At 67.2% G+C, this 16637-nt stretch carries 18 protein-coding genes; 12 read left to right on the top strand and 6 right to left on the bottom strand.

Annotated elements, in window-relative coordinates:
- The first annotated feature begins 2 nt into the window (after positions 1-2).
- Together KIT25_08960 and KIT25_08955 are read left to right on the top strand one after the other, a co-directional pair.
- Positions 3-716 carry a VOC family protein gene (locus tag KIT25_08960; protein ID UYN97041.1) on the top strand — a complete coding sequence of 238 codons (714 nt, stop codon included), beginning with the start codon at positions 3-5 and terminating at the stop codon, positions 714-716.
- On the top strand, positions 701-1504 hold the full coding sequence (locus KIT25_08955) for a DUF2272 domain-containing protein (protein UYN97040.1): 804 nt from the start codon (positions 701-703) through the stop codon (positions 1502-1504). The genes KIT25_08960 and KIT25_08955 overlap by 16 nt, the downstream gene beginning before the upstream one ends.
- Here KIT25_08955 and KIT25_08950 read toward each other — a convergent pair.
- Positions 1476-1997, bottom strand: coding sequence for a hypothetical protein (locus KIT25_08950; GenBank protein UYN97039.1), 522 nt, complete (start codon positions 1995-1997; stop codon positions 1476-1478). The genes KIT25_08955 and KIT25_08950 overlap by 29 nt on opposite strands.
- Positions 1998-2107: 110 nt before the next feature.
- Here KIT25_08950 and KIT25_08945 point away from each other — a divergent pair, with 110 nt between their 5' ends.
- Positions 2108-3727: a choline dehydrogenase gene (locus KIT25_08945; protein ID UYN97038.1), complete on the top strand. Its 1620-nt coding sequence runs from the start codon at positions 2108-2110 to the stop codon at positions 3725-3727.
- 49 nt (positions 3728-3776) lie between these two features.
- On the opposite strand, the gene KIT25_08940 is transcribed toward KIT25_08945, so the two are convergent.
- Complete coding sequence (locus KIT25_08940; GenBank protein UYN97037.1) at positions 3777-4571, bottom strand: DUF2272 domain-containing protein; 795 nt, start codon at positions 4569-4571, stop codon at positions 3777-3779.
- Positions 4572-4641: 70 nt separating this feature from the next.
- Between KIT25_08940 and KIT25_08935 the strand changes: the two genes are divergently transcribed.
- From KIT25_08935 to KIT25_08915, 5 genes are all read left to right on the top strand, one after another.
- Positions 4642-5388: a GNAT family N-acetyltransferase gene (locus KIT25_08935; protein UYN97036.1), complete on the top strand. Its 747-nt coding sequence runs from the start codon at positions 4642-4644 to the stop codon at positions 5386-5388.
- 47 nt (positions 5389-5435) lie between these two features.
- On the top strand, positions 5436-7160 hold the full coding sequence (locus KIT25_08930) for a long-chain fatty acid--CoA ligase (protein ID UYN97035.1): 1725 nt from the start codon (positions 5436-5438) through the stop codon (positions 7158-7160).
- Between the two features lie 76 nt (positions 7161-7236).
- Positions 7237-7833 (top strand): hypothetical protein, encoded by a 597-nt coding sequence (locus KIT25_08925; protein ID UYN97034.1) that lies wholly within the window; start codon positions 7237-7239, stop codon positions 7831-7833.
- Between the two features lie 30 nt (positions 7834-7863).
- Entirely contained in the window at positions 7864-9462 is a 1599-nt protein-coding gene (gene ggt / locus KIT25_08920; GenBank protein UYN97033.1) for a gamma-glutamyltransferase, read from the top strand.
- Positions 9452-10495, top strand: coding sequence for a hypothetical protein (locus KIT25_08915; GenBank protein ID UYN97032.1), 1044 nt, complete (start codon positions 9452-9454; stop codon positions 10493-10495). The genes ggt and KIT25_08915 overlap by 11 nt, the downstream gene beginning before the upstream one ends.
- Here the strand turns inward: KIT25_08915 and KIT25_08910 are convergent.
- The 3 genes from KIT25_08910 to KIT25_08900 are packed head-to-tail and all read right to left on the bottom strand — an operon-like array spanning position 10492 to position 11874.
- Positions 10492-10890, bottom strand: coding sequence for a GFA family protein (locus tag KIT25_08910; protein UYN97031.1), 399 nt, complete (start codon positions 10888-10890; stop codon positions 10492-10494). The genes KIT25_08915 and KIT25_08910 overlap by 4 nt on opposite strands.
- 2 nt (positions 10891-10892) lie before the next feature.
- Positions 10893-11480: a GNAT family N-acetyltransferase gene (locus KIT25_08905; GenBank protein UYN97030.1), complete on the bottom strand. Its 588-nt coding sequence runs from the start codon at positions 11478-11480 to the stop codon at positions 10893-10895.
- 22 nt (positions 11481-11502) lie between these two features.
- Entirely contained in the window at positions 11503-11874 is a 372-nt protein-coding gene (locus KIT25_08900) for a VOC family protein (protein ID UYN97029.1), read from the bottom strand.
- Positions 11875-11965: 91 nt separating this feature from the next.
- Here KIT25_08900 and KIT25_08895 point away from each other — a divergent pair, with 91 nt between their 5' ends.
- Positions 11966-12520: an ABATE domain-containing protein gene (locus KIT25_08895; protein ID UYN97028.1), complete on the top strand. Its 555-nt coding sequence runs from the start codon at positions 11966-11968 to the stop codon at positions 12518-12520.
- A 68-nt stretch (positions 12521-12588) separates the two neighbouring features.
- Here KIT25_08895 and KIT25_08890 read toward each other — a convergent pair whose 3' ends face one another.
- The gene (locus tag KIT25_08890) at positions 12589-12885 is read right to left on the bottom strand and encodes an SCP2 sterol-binding domain-containing protein (GenBank protein UYN97027.1); all 297 of its coding nucleotides are present in this window, start codon (positions 12883-12885) and stop codon (positions 12589-12591) included.
- A gap of 101 nt (positions 12886-12986) precedes the next feature.
- Here KIT25_08890 and KIT25_08885 point away from each other — a divergent pair, with 101 nt between their 5' ends.
- Genes KIT25_08885 through KIT25_08875 form a run of 3 tightly spaced genes read left to right on the top strand, consistent with a single transcriptional unit; the run spans position 12987 to position 16634 of the window.
- On the top strand, positions 12987-13850 hold the full coding sequence (locus KIT25_08885) for an SDR family oxidoreductase (GenBank protein UYN97026.1): 864 nt from the start codon (positions 12987-12989) through the stop codon (positions 13848-13850).
- Positions 13851-13852: 2 nt separating this feature from the next.
- A complete protein-coding gene (locus tag KIT25_08880) occupies positions 13853-15469 on the top strand; it encodes an acyl-CoA carboxylase subunit beta (protein ID UYN97025.1) in 1617 nt (538 codons plus the stop codon).
- Positions 15470-15473: 4 nt separating this feature from the next.
- Positions 15474-16634 carry an acyl-CoA dehydrogenase family protein gene (locus KIT25_08875; GenBank protein UYN97024.1) on the top strand — a complete coding sequence of 387 codons (1161 nt, stop codon included), beginning with the start codon at positions 15474-15476 and terminating at the stop codon, positions 16632-16634.
- Positions 16635-16637 lie beyond the last annotated feature (3 nt).

Below are 16637 nucleotides of genomic sequence, written 5' to 3'. Positions count from 1 at the left end.
GCGTGATCACCGGCCTCGACCATCTCGTGGTGCGCGCCTCCTTCGTGAAGGGCGCGGTCGGCGCCTACGAGACTGTGCTCGGGCGCAAGGCCGCGGACGGCCGGCTGCAAGCGGGCAACGTCGGGCTGCTGTTCGAGGACGACGCCGCGACGGCGCAGCTGGCCGGCCTGGTGTTCGCCACCGCCTCGCTCGACAAGGCCAGGCGCCTGCTCGAGCGGCGCGCGCTCGATCTGTCGCTCGCGAGCACCTATGGCGTGCCGATCGCGCTGGTCGAACGTTCGGAGCCGCCGCCGCCTTCGTCCCTTCTCGAGGGCGGCGAGGCGGCGTCGATCTCCGCCCTCGACCACGTCGTGGTGCGCACGCCCAACCCCGAGCGCGCGATCGCGCTCTACGCCGGAAGACTGGGGCTCGATCTCAGGCTCGACCGCAGCAATCCCGACTGGGGCCAGCGGCTGCTGTTCTTCCGCTGCGGCGATCTGGTCATTGAGATGGCGCACGACCTGAAGGCGGGCGTGTCGAATGGGCCCGACGAGCTGTGGGGCCTCAGCTGGCGCACGCCCGACATCGCGCTCTGCAACAAGCGCCTGAAGGACGCGGGCGTCGAGGTCTCCGAGCCGCGCACCGGGCGGCGCCCGGGCACGCAGGTCTTCACCGTCACGAGCCACACGGCGAACGTGCCCACCATCGTGATCGGCGGCCTGTGGCGCTGGCAGTGAAGCGCGGCGCGCTCGGCGTCGCGCTGCTCACGCTCGCCGCCTGTGCTGACAGGCCGGCCGCACTCGCCATCGAGACGCCAGTCGCCCTGAAGCCGCTCGGCCCCTGCCCCGTCTCGACATGGCGGCCCGAAGCGCCACCACCCACGGCCAGCGCCAGGGTGTCGATGGTCCTGCTGGCGGTGCAGGAATGGGCGCGCTTCGGCAAGCAGACCATCGCCTATTCGACCGATGCGCCACCGGTGATCCTCCAGCTCGGCCTCAAGGAGCGCGACGCGCCCGAGCGCATCCGCGACTATTGGAAGAGCGTCGACCGTCCCTACCTCAGTGGCCTCGACACGCGGATGCCATGGTCGGCCGCCTTCGTCTCGTGGGACATCGGGAGCGCCGGCGTGCCGCGCGACCTGTTCTGCCCCGACGCGCGCCACACCATCTATGTCGAGCGCATTGTCGAGAGTGCGCAGATGCCCGGCGCAGCCTTCTTCGCCCACGATCCGAAGGCGCGCGCGCCCGCGGTCGGCGACCTCGTTTGCGCTTCGCGCGAGGGCGGCCGCACGACCTTGCACAACCTCGATCGCGGCCCCGGGCATTGCGACATCGTGGTCGAGGTGCGGCCGGGCGAAATCCACGCCATCGGCGGCAACGTCGGCGATTCGGTGAACCGCTCCATCTTCCCGCTCGATCCGGCGGGCTTCCTCGTGCCGTTGCCCGAGCGGCCGTTCTTCGTCGTGATCGAGAACCGCCTGCCCGGTGAGGACGCGATCACCGGCAGCGGCCGAGGGCGGCTTTGAAGGCGGGATCAGCGAGCATCTGGCCGATGTTGTCGGACACGGTCTTCTGCACGTTGGCGACGATCAGTGACGGGTCGAGAAACTTGCTGGTCTCGAACTTCACCTGGTAGCGCCCGGTCTGCTCGCCGCCCGGCGTCTGCAGGCGGTATTCGACGTCGCTGATGTAGGTCGCCGAGAAGCCAAGACTCTCGATGGCGAAATCGTGCACCGTGCCGGTCAGCGCGCACTTGCCGCCGGCGAGCGACAGGCCGGACTGCCGCAGCTCGCGGCGCACGGCGTTGCTGTAGTAGCTGCCGACATTCTCGGTCATCAGCACCGTGCCCGCGGCGGTCTCGCGGATTTCGTTGGGCTTCACGCCTTCCTTCGGCCGGTAGTCGAAGTCGCTGACCGCCACCGCGCCCTGATACTCCTGCGTCGTCACCGGCTGATAGGCCGGCATGGTGAACTTGACCTCGCACGCGCCGAGCAGCGGCGCGAGTGCGAGCAGTGCCATTCTCTTCAAGCACTTCCCCCGTCTTGACGTCCCAAACCTAGCCTAACGCCTACCGTAGCCGCTAGACGCCGTGCTAGACCAGCCGCTCCAAGAACGAAAGCGGCACCACGATGTCTCGGCTCTTCGATTGCTACGACTACGTCATCATCGGCGCCGGCTCGGCCGGCTGCGCCATCGCCAACCGACTCGGCGAAGACTATGCGCTGCGCATCCTGGTGCTCGAGGCCGGACCACCCGACAACTCCTTCCTGCTCAAGATGCCGGCCGGCTTCGCGAGCCTCGGCGACAAGTCACCCTACAACTGGCGCTACGAGACGACGCCCCAGAAGCATTGCAACGACCGGCGCATGTACTGGCCGAGGGGCAAGACACTGGGTGGGTCGTCGTCGATCAACGCCATGCTCTACGTGCGCGGCCACGCTTGGGACTACGACCATTGGCGCCAGCTCGGCAACGAGGGGTGGAGCTACAGGGACGTCTTGCCGTTCTTCAGGAAGGCCGAGAACAACGAGCGCGGCGCCGACGAGTTTCATGGCACGGGCGGGCCGCTCAACGTCGCCAATCAGACCGACCCGGCGAAACTCAACGAAGCCTTCCTGCGCGCCTGCGAGCAGGCCGGTCACAAGCGCCTCGAGGATTTCAACGGCGCCGAGCAGGAAGGCGTCGGCTACTACCAGGTGACGCAGCGCGACCAGGAGCGCTGGAGCGCCGCCTCGGCCTATCTGCGGCCCGCCGTCGAGCGCAATAGGAACAACGTACACGTGGTCACCGACGCGCTGGTCGAGCGCATCATCCTCGACAAGAACCGCGCCATGGGTGTGCGCTATGTCGTCGGCGGCCGCGACGAGGTCGCGCGCTGCGAGCGCGAGATCCTGCTGTGCGGCGGCGCGGTGAACTCTCCGCACCTGCTGCTGCTGTCGGGCATCGGCCCGGCCGACCATCTGAAGTCGCTCGGCCTGCGCGTGTGGCACGACTTGCCCGGTGTCGGCGGCAACCTGCAGGACCATCTCGACGCCGCGATCCTGCAGTTCTGCAAGACGCGCGACACCTACGACCGCGCCAACAAGCTGTGGTCGCTGTGGCAATACCGGCGGCACAAGAAGGGCCCCGGCACCTCGCCGATCGCCGAATCGGGCGGCTTCCTCAGCACGCACGACGGCCTCGCCGCGCCCGACACACAGCTCCACTTCCTGCCGGTGCTGGTGGTCGATCACGGCCGCACGCGGCTGAAGAAGAACGGCTACAGCCTGCATGTCTGCGCACTGCGGCCCGAAAGCCGCGGCACGATCCGGCTCGCCAGCACCGATCCCAGGCAGCACCCGCTGATCGACGCCAACTACCTCGCCGAGCGACGCGACCTGCAGACGCTGATGGACGGCGTGAAGATGGGCCGCGAGATCTTCGCGCAGTCGGGCTTCGATCCCTACCGAGCCGAGGAGTACGCGCCCGGCACCGCCGTCCGCAGCGACTCCGAGCTCGAGCAATGGATCCGCGCCAAGTGCGAAACGATCTATCACCCGGTCGGCACCTGCAAGATGGGTCCGGCCACCGACCGCCTCGCCGTCGTCGACAACCAGTGCCGCGTACACGGGCTCGAAGGCCTGCGGGTCGTCGATGCGTCGGTGATGCCGACCCTGATCGGCGGCAACACCAACGCGCCGACCATGATGATCGCAGAGCGCGTCGCCGCCTTCATGCAGAACAAGCCCGAGGTCGCCCAGGCGGCGTAGCGTCTTGTCCCCTCGCCGGCGAGGACGCCGGGGAGACCGGCGTTGGTCCTCACATCCGCTTCTCGACCACCAGCAGCCAGGTCTTGCCGGCGACCGGACGCAGCCGCCCGCGGCCGTCGACGGGATAGAGGCTCATCGTCACGCTGTTCCTCACGTTACCGCCGATCGCGTGGATGAAGCCGCCGCGCACGTCGGTGACGATGTCGCAATGGTTGGCAGTGTTGTCGATGCGCCGGCTCGCGGTGCGCGGATCGGCGTTGCGCCAGGTCGGGCCGGTCGTGCCGCTGCACACGAGATCGCCGGGCCGCGGCGCGTATTCGGCCGGCGCGTGGAGGGCGAAGGCGCGGCGCCCGGCGCGCTGGCGCTCGTAGAGCGAGGAGAGGTAGCCGCCGTGCCGGCCGTCGCGCGGGAAATCGGCGGCGCTGACGCCCGAGCTACTCATTACCCAGGCGACAAAGGCGCCCGACCACGGCCGGTTGCTGGTGCGGCCATTCCATTCGGGACGGCCGCAGCTTCCCCAATAGTCGCCGATCTTACTGGCCAGGGGTTCGCTGCGCTCGGTGACGCCGGTTCGGTTGGTGTAGCCGTTGGCGAAGCCGCCATAGACGACGGTCGAGCGGCCGAACCGCGTCCATTCCTGCCAGGCCGTATAGGCGACCCGGTCGGAGGGCGGACGGTCGGCGGGCGCGGACGTACGCGGGCTGCCGCCGCAGCCGGCGAGCGCCAACGTCAGCAGGAGGAAGAGAAGGATCGCCGGCAGCCGTGGACCGATCGCGTGGGAGGAACGTGGACGGGGCGGCTGCCAGCAAACACGAATCTCGACGGAGGGGATGTCGATATTCATGCATCACTTGCAGTTCGTAATATAAACGACTGTTCTTATTATTGAATTAAACTAGCATACCGTCCGCACGATGTCACCCTCCGCGTCCTTGGCCTCGATCCGACGTCTGGAAGAACTCGCCTTCCGCGGCTGGCCGGCCCTGCAAACCCGCGACGTCGCGGGCTGGCGCCTGCGATTCGCCGGCGGTTACACGAAAAGAGCCAATTCAATCAATGCCTTGGCGCCTGACGCGCGGGTCGACGACCGGACCGTGGCGGCGCTCGAGTTCAGCTATGCGGCCCCGGTCTGGCGCCTGACTCCCCTGGCACCTCCCGCCATCCGCCCGCTGCTGTCGGAGCGCGGCTACCGCACGATCGAGCGCAGCCACGTCCAGCTCTGCCCGCTGGATCAGACCTTCGCTGCCGACCCGGAGGTGGCCATCCTGTCCCGCCCGTCGCCGGCCTGGATCGAGGCCTTCGAGACCTGGAGTCCGGTGCGGCCCGAGCATCGCGACGTCATGCGGCGCATGCTCGCCGCCATTGCCGCGCCGGCGGGCTTCGCCTTCGTCGAGCAGGCCGGGCAGCCTCTGGCGATGGCGATCGGCGCCGTCGAGGGCGATCACATGGGGCTGTTCGACGTGCTGGTGATGCCGCACGCCCGTCGCCGCGGCCTGGCGCGCCGCGTCACCGAGAGCCTTTACGCATGGGCGCGGGGCCGCGGGGCCCGTTTCGCCTATCTCCAGGTCGTCGCAACCAACGCGGCGGCCCTGCCGCTGTACGAGGCCCAAGGGTTCCGCACCGTCTACTCCTACGAATACATGGCGCCAGCCACGCCTTGACCCCTTTCGCGTCGCGGCTCACATAGTCAGCAACGGGAGGAAAGATCATGGCCGATTATCCTTGGGTGAAGAGCTATCCGCCGGGCGTGAAGTGGGAGCTCGAGGTCCCGAAGAAGACCATCCACCAGATCTTCGAGGAGAGCTGCGCGCAATACGGCAACCGGCCGTTCACCGACTTCCTCGACAAGGTGATGACCTTCCGCGACTACAAGGAGGCGTCCGACAAGGCCGCCGCCGGCTTCCAGAAACTGGGCGTCAAGCCGGGTGTCAATGTCGGCCTCTATTTGCCCAACACGCCGCACTACCTGATCGCCTTCTTCGGCGTGCTGAAGGCGGGCGGCCGGGTCGTCAACTACAGCCCGCTCGACGCCGCGCGCGAGCTCGAGTTCAAGATCGGCGACAGCGAGACAGACATCCTGGTCACGCTCGACGTCACCGCGCTCTATCCGAAGATGGCGGCGATGAAGGGCAAGACGCGGCTCAAGAAGCTGATCGTCGGCTCGATCGCCGACTACCTGCCGTGGCCCAAGAACTGGCTCTACCCGATCGCCAAGAAGAAGGACATCGCGACCTGGCCGCGCGACGACTGGCACATGTCGTTCAAGGACCTGCTGGCCAACGACGGCAAGTACACCGTCCACGCGCCGCAGAGCGACAACCTGTGGGACGAGGTCGCGCTGCTGCAATACACCGGCGGCACGACCGGCCTGCCCAAGGCGGCGATGTTGACGCACGGCTGCGTCATGTCGGCGATGAGCCAGGGCCAAGCCTGGACCGTGCCCTACACCACGCCGGGCACCGAGAAGATCGTCTGCGTGCTGCCGCTGTTCCACATCTACGCGCTGTCGGGGATCATGCTGGGAGCGGTGCGCAACGGCAACCAGCTGATCCTCTATCCGCGGCCCGACATCGACATGATCGTCAAGGATCTCGCGACCAAACGGCCGACCTTCCTGCCCGGCGTGCCGACGCTCTACACCGCGATCAACAAGCATCCCAAGGCGCAGGGCCTCGACCTGAAGTCGCTCAAGATCTGCATGTCGGGCGGCGCGCCCCTGCCGGTCGAGGTGCAGCAGGCGTTCGAGAAGCTGACCGGCGCCACCCTGATCGAGGGCTACGGCCTCACCGAGACCTCGCCGACCGGCGCCATCTGCCCGGTCGACAAGGCCGTGCGCCGCGTCGGCTCGTGCGGCGTGCCGATGCCGGGCACCATCATCGAGATCCGCGACATGGAGAATCCCGACCGCGTGCTGCCGGCCGGCAAGGAAAATGTTGGGGAGGTCTGCATCATCGGCCCGCAGGTCATGAAGGGCTACTGGAAGAAACCCGAAGAGACCGAGAAGGTGCTGTTCCGCCATCCCTCCAGCAACTGGTCGGGACTGCGCACCGGCGACATGGGCTACATGGACGCCGACGGCTGGCTCTATCTGGTCGACCGCTCGAAGGACCTCATCATCTCGTCGGGCTACAACGTCTATCCGCGCATGATCGAAGAGGCGGTCTACGAGCATTCCGCGGTCGAGGAGTGCATCGTCATCGGCATCCCCGATCCCTACCGCCAGGAAGCGCCCAAGGTCTTCGTCAAGCTGAAGCCCGGCGCCGCGCTCACCTTCGAGGAGCTCAAGGCCCATCTCGAGGGCAAGATCGGCAAGCACGAGATGCCGGTCGCCATGGAGGTGCGCCCCGAACTGCCCAAGACCCCGGTGGGCAAGCTCTCCAAGAAAGAACTCAAGGAAGAGGAGCGCGCCAAGGCCCAGGCCAAGGCGGCTTAGTCATGCTCTTCTGGACCGCGAGCCTCCGGCTCGCTCATGATCATGAGCGCGCCAGATGCGCGCGGTCCGGAAGAGAATGATCGTTACGCGTCGAGTCATTGTTCTGGGTGCTTCGAACCTCGCCCTCACCGGCTGCTTCGACCGGCCGTGCCACGAGCGCAACGGGCAGCAGAAGGCGTTCCTCGACGGACTGCAGTCGCTCGCCAGGAAGGCGCTGGCGTCGAACAACCCCCTGCAGATGGAAGAGGCGGCGCGGCAGAGCGTGGCGCTCGCCGACAAGGTCGGGCCGTTCAGCGACTGGTGCGGCACGCTGCGCGCAGTCGAGGGCAACGCGCAGAACGTGGCGGTGACGATCGAGATCGGGCCGCAAGTTTCGCTCTACGCATTCAACGACTGGACGCTCGCCATGGCGGGCCAGGTCGCCAACGTCTTCTCCACACGTTCGCGCGAGACGCCGCCGCCGGGCCTTTCCGATCAGGCCGTGTCGGCGCTAAAAACCCTGCGGCTGGGCGAGCGCGTGAAGCTCGCCGGCAGGATGGGTGAGATCGCCGGCTCGGGCCTGTTCGACCTCGCCCGCCTGTTCGGCAAGAGCGACGCGGAGCACCGCCAGTTCCTGCAGGCCCCGCGGTTCGTGGGCCGCATCGAGGCGCTCGCCCCTGAGAAGAGCAAATAGGGCGAGAAGAAATAGAAAGGACCCTTCGAGGTGCCATCTTTCACTTACGAGTTCCCGTACGCGTCCAGGAAACTCCCGATCTTCGCCGACAACGTCGTCGCCTCCTCGCAGCACCTCGCCGCCGCCGCCGGCCTGCGCATGCTGGCCAGGGGCGGCAACGCAGTCGACGCGGCGATCGCGAGCGCGATCGCCATCACCGTCGTCGAGCCGACCATGAACGGCATCGGCGCCGACGCCTTCTGCATCCTGTGGGACGGCCAGAAGCTCGTCGGGCTGAACGCTTCCGGCCATTCGCCGGCGCTGATGACACCCGACCAGTACAAGGGCCAGGACAAGATGCCGAGCGTCGGCTGGGGCAGCGTGACGACGCCCGGCGCCGTGTCGCTCTGGATGGAGCTGCACAAGCGCTACGGCAAGCTGCCCTTCGCGGACCTGTTCGAGCCCGGCATCAAGTACGCGCGCGACGGCTTTCGCGTTTCCTACATGGTGGCGCGGCAATGGGACCGCGCCATCGATCGCCTGAAGGGCCAGGAAAGCTGGGTGAAGGCGTTCCTGCCGAACGGCCGCGCGCCGCAGCCGGGCGAGATCTGGAAGTTCCCCGACCAGGCGCGGACGCTCACCAAGATCGCCGAGAGCAAGGGCGAGGCCTTCTATCGCGGCGAGATCGCCGAAGCGATGGAGACGTACGCCAAGGAGACCGGCGGCGCGCTGCGCGCCAAGGATCTCGCCGAGCACAAGGCCGACTGGGTCGATCCGATCGGGCTCACCTATCGCGGCACGACGCTGCACGAGATCCCGCCGTCGGGCCAGGGCATCGCCGCCTGCATGGCGCTCGGCATCCTGGAGAACTTCGATCTCGCAGGCTTCGACGGCGACGGGCCGGAGGTGGCGCATCTTCGCATCGAGGCGATGAAGCTCGCCTTCGCCGACATCTGGCGCTACGTCGCCGACCCGCGCTTCATGGAGGTGACGCCGGCGCAGATGCTCGACAAGCACTACCTCAAGAGCCGCGCCAGGCTGATCGATCCCAAGAAAGCCAAGGATTTCGGCCCGGGCACGCCCAAGGACGGCGGCACGATCTATCTCGGCACCGCCGACGCCTCGGGCATGATGGTGTCGCTGATCCAGTCGAATTACACGGGCTTCGGCTCGGGCATCGTCGTGCCGGGAACCGGCATCGCGCTCCAGAATCGCGCGACCGGCTTCGTCACCACCAAGGGCCATCCCAACGAGGTCGGCCCGAAGAAGCGGCCGTTCCACACCATCATCCCGGCCTTCATCACCAAGGACGGCCGCCCGGTCGCGACCTTCGGCCTGATGGGCGGCGCCATGCAGCCGCAGGGCCACATGCAGGTCTTCTCGCGCATCGTCGACTACGGCCAGAACCCGCAGGCCGCGATCGACGGCCCGCGCTGGCGCGTGCACGAGACCGACGGATCGGTATGGACCGAGGGTCATATGCCGGCCGACACCGCCGCCGGCCTCGAGGCGCGCGGCCACAAGGTCGCCCGCACCCAGTGGCCGAGCTTCGACTTCGGCTCGAGCCAGATCATCTGGCGCTTCCCCGAAGGCGGCCCCTATCTCGGCGCCTCGGAGAGCCGGCGCGACGGCGCGGCCATTGGCTTCTAAAGTCACCATCGAGAACGGCGGCTTCCGCATCGACGGAACACCGACCTATGCCGGGCGAAGCTGGAAGGGCCTTCGCATCGAGGGCCGGCTGTTCAACAGCCGCATGGCCAACGCCATCGCCGACGACGAGAACCCATTTACACGCGGCACCTGGTCGTATGCTGACGGCGACTGGGATGCCGAGCGCAACACGCGCGAGTTCGTCGCCGCCCTGCCTTCCTACCGCGCGTACGGCCTGCTGGCGGTGTGCCTCAACCTCTCGGGCGGCAGCCCGCAAGGCTATTCCTGGCACCAGCCGTGGAAGATCTGCGGCTTCACCGCCGACGGCGCGATCAAGCCCGCCTGGGGCTCGCGCCTCGCAACCGTCATCGACGCCTGCGACCGGCTGGGCATGGTGGTGATCCTCGGCCTGTTCTACGGCAAGCAGAGTAGCACCTTGAAGGACGAAGCTGCGGTGAAGGCCGCGGTCACCAACACGGTCGACTGGCTGCTGGCGCGCAATGCCGGCAACGTGCTGCTCGAGATCGGCAACGAGGTCGATCTCGAGAACGCGTGGGCCCACCCGATCATCGCCGCACCTCGCTGCCACGAGCTGATCGAGCTGGCGCAAGAGCGCAGCGCCGGCAAGCTGCTGGTCAGCACCAGCCTGATCGGTATCGAAGCGCCACCCGAGGCGACCGTCGCCGTCGCCGATTTCCTGCTGCCGCACGGCAATCGCGTCCACGGTCCCAACGGCGCCACCCAGCCAGCACCGCACGGCATCCGACTACAAGTGAAGAACTGGCGCGCCTCGCCCGCCTATCGCGGCCAGCCGATCGTCTACAACGAGGACGACCATTTCGAGTTCGACAAGCCCGACAACCATTTCGTCGCCGCCGTCGAGTCGGGAGCGAGCTGGGGCTATTTCGACTACCGTATGAGCCGCGAGCGCTTCGAGGACGGCTTCCAGTCTCTGCCCGTCGATTGGACGATCACGTCCAGACGCAAGCGCGGCTTCTTCGACCTCCTGAAGGAGATCACGGGCGGGCTTTAGCCCTTCGGTCGCAGCTCGGCATGGGTTGGCAGCCCGTCCGCCAGCTTGATCCACGACAGCCTGGACGAAGCGTGCGTGTGGTCGCGCGGCGGCACCGCCTCGGGATCGTCGAGCGAGCAGGTCGTGACATCGATTTCATGCGGCGTGCGCGTCGACTGGTAGGTGAGCGGCGTGCCGCAGGCCGGGCAGAAGGTGCGGACCACGTGCGGCGACGAGCGATAGCCCGCCGGCGTCCCGGCCACCACGCGGTAGGCGCTGGGCGGCACGGAGAACCAGCCGACGACGGGCGAACCGGCGGCACGGCGGCACGTGCTGCAATGGCAGATCGTCTGGTTGGTCGGTGCGGCGTCCACCTCGAATCGGATGGCGCCGCACAGACAATGGCCCTTCAGCATCGTCACCGCCGTCGTGGCTTGCGCAGCATCGGCACCATGACGGGCGAGTCGCCGGCCTGGATGCGGCCCATCGGCTCGAACCCGTGGCGCTGGTAAAGTGCGATGTTGCGCGGGTTGGAAGATTCGAGGTAGGCGAGCGCGCCGTCGCGATCGCAGACGTCGAGCTGGTGGCGCAGCAGCACGCCGCCCAGCCCCCTGCCCTGCCGCGCCGGATCGATGCCGATGATCGGCAGGTACCAGTGCGGCTCGCGCGGATGGAACGCGGCCATCTGCTCCATCAGGCGGCCGCCGTCCCCGGCCAGCGCCGGTGGAATGGTCTGCTCCATCAGCGCGCCCATCTCCTGCTCGTCGGGATGGACTCCGGGCGCCAGCCAGAGCGCGGCGCCCGAATCGCCGATGCAATGCGCGGTGCCGTTGGCGAAAGCCTTGCCGCCGAACGCCTGCACGAAGCGCGGGAAGGTTTCGAGATAGGTGCGCGGTTCCGCCCAACTCCACCGCGCCATCGGATCGCCGGCAAAGGCCAGCGTCAACGTCTGGGCGACGGCCGCACTGTCCGCGGCCGTCGCGGTCTCCACGTCGGCTCTATTCATCGGTCCAAGATTGGGAGCGCCGTCACTTGCCGCAATAGGCCTCGATGCGATAGCCCTCGGGATCGATGACGAAGGCGGCGTAGTAGTTGGGGTCGTAGTCGGCGCGGATACCGGGTTTGCCGTTGTCCTTGCCGCCACCCTTCAGCGCCGCCGCGTAGAAGTCGTCGACCGACTTGCGGTCGGGCGCCTCGAAGCAGAAGTGCAGGCCCGATTCCATGTCGGCCTTCACCGGGCGCTTGACGCCCAGAATCCACAGCTTGATCGCCTTGGCACCGTAGCCCAGCGACGTCTCGCCATCGCTCTTGCGCGTATAGCCGAGCGGCTTCAGCACCGCGTCGTAGAACTTTCCGGCGCGCGCCACGTCGGCCACGCCGATCGACACATGATCCAGCATCGTTTCTCTCCATATAACCCATTAACTAGTTATAGGGTTATTCATGACCCTCCTTCTTGTCAACCGTCTCGCCGGTTAATATCTCCAGCTGATGACCCGCCCCGACCTCTGCCTGGAGTTCGCCAACACGCGCTATTGGCGCGGCCAGGCGAGACCGACGGAGACCCTGAACGGGCCGGACGATCTGGCCTGGTGGATGGCCGGCAATGTGGCGAAGGACGCGCGGCCGGCGTCGCGCCGTGACTTCGAGCGCGCGATCGAGGTGCGCGAGACGATCTATCGGGTGTTCGATGCGACAGCCCGCGGGCGGGTGCCGGGCACGGCAGATCTCGAAGCGCTGAACCAGGTGCTGGCGGCGGTGCCGTCGCGCAGGGCGGTGCGGCGCGAGCGCGGCGGTTTCACGTGGGACGTCGACATGCGCGGCTCGACCGCGCTGGCGCAGCTCGCGCCGGTGCTATGGTCGGCCGGCGATCTGCTGACCGGGCCCAGGCTCGGCAAGGTCAAGCGCTGCGCCAATCCGGAGTGCGGCTGGCTGTTCCTCGACGACAGCCGCGCCGGCAGGCGCCGCTGGTGCTCGATGTCGGCCTGCGGCAACCGCGCAAAGGCGCGGCGCCACTATCACAAGTCGAAGGAAGAAGAAGCTTAGGCCCGTGTCCATTCGGCACGGCGCGGGCTCTCGCGCCTCGGAAGGCGCTGCCGCCCGCCAGCATTTTGCTAACGCAAAATGCTTTGCAGCTTCATGGCGACGCCCATGTCGCCTTCGATCTTGAGCTTGCCGGTCATGAACGCCGTCATGCCATCGAGCTTGCCGCCGATCAGGTCGGCGAAATCGCCGAAATCCATCTTGAGCGTGCAGTCGGCGGCCTTGTCGTCGTTGCTGACGGACGGTGGATTGGCGTTGCCGTCGATGTAGACGACGCCCTGGTCGGTGGCGAACTTCACGGTGTTGCCGAAGGACGACTTCTTCGACGCGCCTTCCTTCATTTTCGCGGTGATTTCCTGCAAGGTCATGGCGAGTTCCTCCAGTCGGCCAATGGTCTGGGGGCTTACTTGACCTTTACGTAAACGTCAACTAAGGCCGATGAACGGCCGTTCATGGGGTGGGAGAAGGCATGTCGTATCGTTCGGTCTTCAAGCCGGGGCTGTTCGAGGGCAAGACGGTCGTCGTCACGGGCGGCGGCAGCGGCATCGGGCGCTGCGCGGCACACGAGATGGCGGCGCTCGGCGCGCATGTCGCCATTGCCGGGCGCAAGGCAGAGAAACTCGCCAGGGTGAGGGACGAAATCGAGGCGTCGGGCGGCTCGTGCGAGACGCATGTCTTCGACATCCGCGAGGAAGCCCAGGTCAGGGATGCCGTCGCCGCGATGGTGGCGCGAAACGGCCGCATCGACGGACTGTTCAACAATGCCGGCGGCCAGTTCCCGGCGCCCGCTGCGGCGATGAGCGCCAAGGGCTTCGACGTCGTGGTGCGCAACAACCTGACCGGCGGCTTCATCGTCAGCCGCGAGGTCTTCACGCAATCGATGCAGGCGCACGGCGGCTCGATCGTCAACATGACGGCGGACTACCGCAACGGCTTCCCCAACATGGTGCATACAGGCGCCGCGCGCGCCGGCATGGCCAACCTGACCATGACGCTCGCCTACGAATGGGCGCATGCCGGCGTGCGCGTGAACTCGGTGGCGCCGGGCTGGATCGCCTCGTCGGGAATGGACACCTACACAGGCGAATTCAAGGAGAACATCCCCAAGCTCCGCAACCACTGCCCGCTCGGACGCCTCGGCACGGAGAGCGAGGTCTCGGCCGCCGTGTGCTTCCTGCTGAGCGATGCCGCGGCCTACATCACCGGCACCGAGATCCGCATCGACGGCGGCGTGCCGCTCGGCAACCGCTCCATGGACCTCTCGGTGACGGACCGTTCGCGCCCCTTCAACGGCTTCCACCTCGCCGTCACTCCCAAAGTGCTGGGCGGCTGACCATGCCCGTCTTCGAAAGCCAGATCGACCGCAACGGCGAGGAATTCAAGCGCAACCGCGAGCGCATGCTCGCGGCGGTCAAGGAGTTCCGCGACGCCGAGGCGAGCGTGCAGGCGATGGCCGACAAGGCGCGCGCACGCTTCGCCAAGCGCAAGCAGCTGATGCCGCGCGAGCGCATCGCGCTGCTGCTCGACCGCGGCGCGCCCTTCCTCGAACTGATGCCGCTGGCCGGCTACCGCATGCACGACGACCGGGACGGCTCGAGCGCCGGCGGCGGCTCGGTCGCCGGCATCGGCTATGTCGAGGGCGTGCGCTGCATGGTCACCGCCTCCAACAGCGCCATCAAGGGCGGCACGGTGGCGCCGTCGGGCCAACGCAAGGGCCAGCGCGTGCAGCAGATCGTGCTTGAAAACAAGCTGCCCGTCGTGAACCTCGTCGAATCGGGCGGCGCCAACCTGCTCTATCAGGCCGAGATATTCGTGCCGGGCGGCCGCGGCTTTGCCAACCAGGCGCGCATGTCGGCGCGCGGCATCCCGCAGGTCACGGTCGTGCACGGCTCGTCGACGGCGGGGGGCGCCTACCTGCCCGGCCTCAGCGACTACGTCATCATGGTGCGCAATCAGGCCAAGGTGTTCCTCGCCGGCCCGCCATTGCTCAAGGCCGCGACCGGCGAGATCGCCACCGACGAGGAGCTGGGTGGCGCGGAGATGCACGCCACCGTCTCGGGGGTCGCCGAGTGGATGGCCGAGGACGACGCCGACGGCATCCGCATGGCGCGCGACGTCATCGCCCGATGGCACTGGAACGACAAGCTGCCGCCACGACCCGCCCTTGCGTTCAGAGAGCCGCTCTACGACATCGAAGAGCTGTGCGGGGTGGTGCCGCCCTCGCACAAGGATCCCTACGACGTGCGCGAGGTGATCGCGCGGCTGGTCGACGGCTCGGACTTTCTCGAATTCAAGGGGTTGTTCGACCAGCAGACGATCTGCGGCTGGGCCGCGATCGAGGGCGAGCCGATCGGCATGATCGGCAACAACGGGCCGATCACGACCAAGGGTGCCGTCAAGGCCGCGCAATTCATCCAGCTCTGCTGCCAGCAGGGAACGCCGATCGTCTATCTGCAGAACACGACCGGCTACATGGTCGGCACCGAGGCCGAGCGCGGCGGCATCGTCAAGCACGGTTCCAAGATGATCCAGGCCGTCGCCAACGCGACAGTGCCGCAGATCACCATCGTGATCGGCGGCAGCTTCGGCGCGGGCAACTACGGCATGTGCGGCCGTGCCTACGATCCGCGCTTCATCTTCGCCTGGCCCAACAGCCGCACCGCGGTCATGGGCGGCGAGCAGGCGGCCGGCGTGATGAAGACCGTCACCGAGCAGAAGTTCCTGCGCGAGGGCAAGGAACCTCCGAAGGAACAGATCGACAAGATGTTCAAGTCCATCGTCGACCAGTTCGAGCGCGAATCGACGGCGCTTTACGCCACCGCGCACCTGTGGGACGACGGCATCATCGACCCGCGCGACACGCGCCGCGTGCTCGCCTGCACGCTCTCCATCGCCCGCGAATCGATCGTGCGGCCGCTCAATCCCATCACCTTCGGCGTCGCGAGGATGTAGCCCGATGAAGTTCACTCCCGAGCATGAGGCGCTGCGCCAGACCTGGAAGACGCTGATCGATCGCGAGATCAATCCCCATGTCGACGAATGGGAGAAGGCCGGCCAGTTCCCCGCCCATGAGCTGTTCAAGAAGATGGGCAACGCCGGCCTGCTGGGCGTCGACAAGCCAGTCGAGTTCGGCGGCTCGGGCCTCGACTTCTCCTACGCCATGGTCTGCTCGGAATCGCTCGGCCTGGTGAACGGCGGCTCGGTACCCATGGGCACCGGCGTGCAGATCTCCATGGCCACTCCCGCCCTCGCCCGCTACGGCTCGGACGAGCTGCGCGAGGAGTTCCTGGCGCCGTCGATCAGCGGCGACTATGTCGCCTGCCTCGGCGTCTCCGAGACCGGCGCGGGCTCCGACGTCGCCTCGATCAAGACCAGCGCGCGCCGTGTCGGCGGCGACTGGATCATCAACGGCGGCAAGATGTGGACCACCAACGGCGCACAGGCCGACTGGATGTGCCTGCTCGCCAACACCGGCGAGGGCCAGGTCCACAAGAACAAGTCGCTGATCGTGGTGCCGATGAAGACCAAGGGCATCTCGATCGTGAAGAAGCTCGACAAGCTCGGCATGCGTGCTTCCGACACCGTGCAGACATTCTTCGACGAGGTGAAGGTGCCGGTGCGCTACACGATCGGCCAGCCCGGCCAGGGATTCATCTACCAGATGCAGCAGTTCCAGGAGGAGCGGCTATGGGCCGGCGCCGGCACCTTGATGGGCTGCGACCGCATCATCAACGCCACCATCGACTACACGCGCGAGCGCAAGGTGTTCGGCAAGCCGCTGCTCGACAACCAGGTCGTTCATTTCCGGCTGGCCGAGCTCAAGAGCGAGGTCGAGGCGCTGCGCTCGCTCGTCTATCGCGCCTGCGAGGAATATCTCGCCGGCAAGGACGTCACCATGCTGGCCTCGATGGCCAAGCTGAAAGCCGGGCGCCTGCGCCGTGAGGTTTCCGACGCCTGCCTGCAATACTGGGGCGGCGCCGGCTACCTGTGGGACAGCCCTGTCGCGCGCGCCTACCGCGACGGCCGCGTCGGCTCGATCGGCGGCGGCGCCGACGAGGTCATGCTGCAGATCATCGCCAAGCTGATGGGCAACATGCCCCGTCTGGGCAATCGGTAGGAG

The organism is Enhydrobacter sp. (assembly GCA_025808875.1).
Classification (GTDB): domain Bacteria; phylum Pseudomonadota; class Alphaproteobacteria; order Reyranellales; family Reyranellaceae; genus Reyranella.
The sequence above is the reverse complement of the archived record's forward strand: the minus strand, read 5'-3'. Positions and strand labels throughout refer to the sequence as shown.

What these genes read in the sequence shown, in the direction of transcription:
- KIT25_08905 (UYN97030.1), bottom strand. Translation starts at nt 11,480, where the DNA reads ATGAATAGAGCCGACGTGGAGACCGCGACGGCCGCGGACAGTGCGGCC.
- KIT25_08940 (UYN97037.1), bottom strand. Translation starts at nt 4,571, where the DNA reads ATGAATATCGACATCCCCTCCGTCGAGATTCGTGTTTGCTGGCAGCCG.
- KIT25_08895 (UYN97028.1), top strand. Translation starts at nt 11,966, where the DNA reads ATGACCCGCCCCGACCTCTGCCTGGAGTTCGCCAACACGCGCTATTGG.
- KIT25_08935 (UYN97036.1), top strand. Translation starts at nt 4,642, where the DNA reads ATGTCACCCTCCGCGTCCTTGGCCTCGATCCGACGTCTGGAAGAACTC.
- KIT25_08945 (UYN97038.1), top strand. Translation starts at nt 2,108, where the DNA reads ATGTCTCGGCTCTTCGATTGCTACGACTACGTCATCATCGGCGCCGGC.
- KIT25_08930 (UYN97035.1), top strand. Translation starts at nt 5,436, where the DNA reads ATGGCCGATTATCCTTGGGTGAAGAGCTATCCGCCGGGCGTGAAGTGG.
- KIT25_08885 (UYN97026.1), top strand. Translation starts at nt 12,987, where the DNA reads ATGTCGTATCGTTCGGTCTTCAAGCCGGGGCTGTTCGAGGGCAAGACG.
- KIT25_08880 (UYN97025.1), top strand. Translation starts at nt 13,853, where the DNA reads ATGCCCGTCTTCGAAAGCCAGATCGACCGCAACGGCGAGGAATTCAAG.
- KIT25_08875 (UYN97024.1), top strand. Translation starts at nt 15,474, where the DNA reads ATGAAGTTCACTCCCGAGCATGAGGCGCTGCGCCAGACCTGGAAGACG.
- KIT25_08890 (UYN97027.1), bottom strand. Translation starts at nt 12,885, where the DNA reads ATGACCTTGCAGGAAATCACCGCGAAAATGAAGGAAGGCGCGTCGAAG.
- KIT25_08950 (UYN97039.1), bottom strand. Translation starts at nt 1,997, where the DNA reads ATGGCACTGCTCGCACTCGCGCCGCTGCTCGGCGCGTGCGAGGTCAAG.
- KIT25_08925 (UYN97034.1), top strand. Translation starts at nt 7,237, where the DNA reads ATGATCGTTACGCGTCGAGTCATTGTTCTGGGTGCTTCGAACCTCGCC.
- KIT25_08900 (UYN97029.1), bottom strand. Translation starts at nt 11,874, where the DNA reads ATGCTGGATCATGTGTCGATCGGCGTGGCCGACGTGGCGCGCGCCGGA.
- KIT25_08910 (UYN97031.1), bottom strand. Translation starts at nt 10,890, where the DNA reads ATGCTGAAGGGCCATTGTCTGTGCGGCGCCATCCGATTCGAGGTGGAC.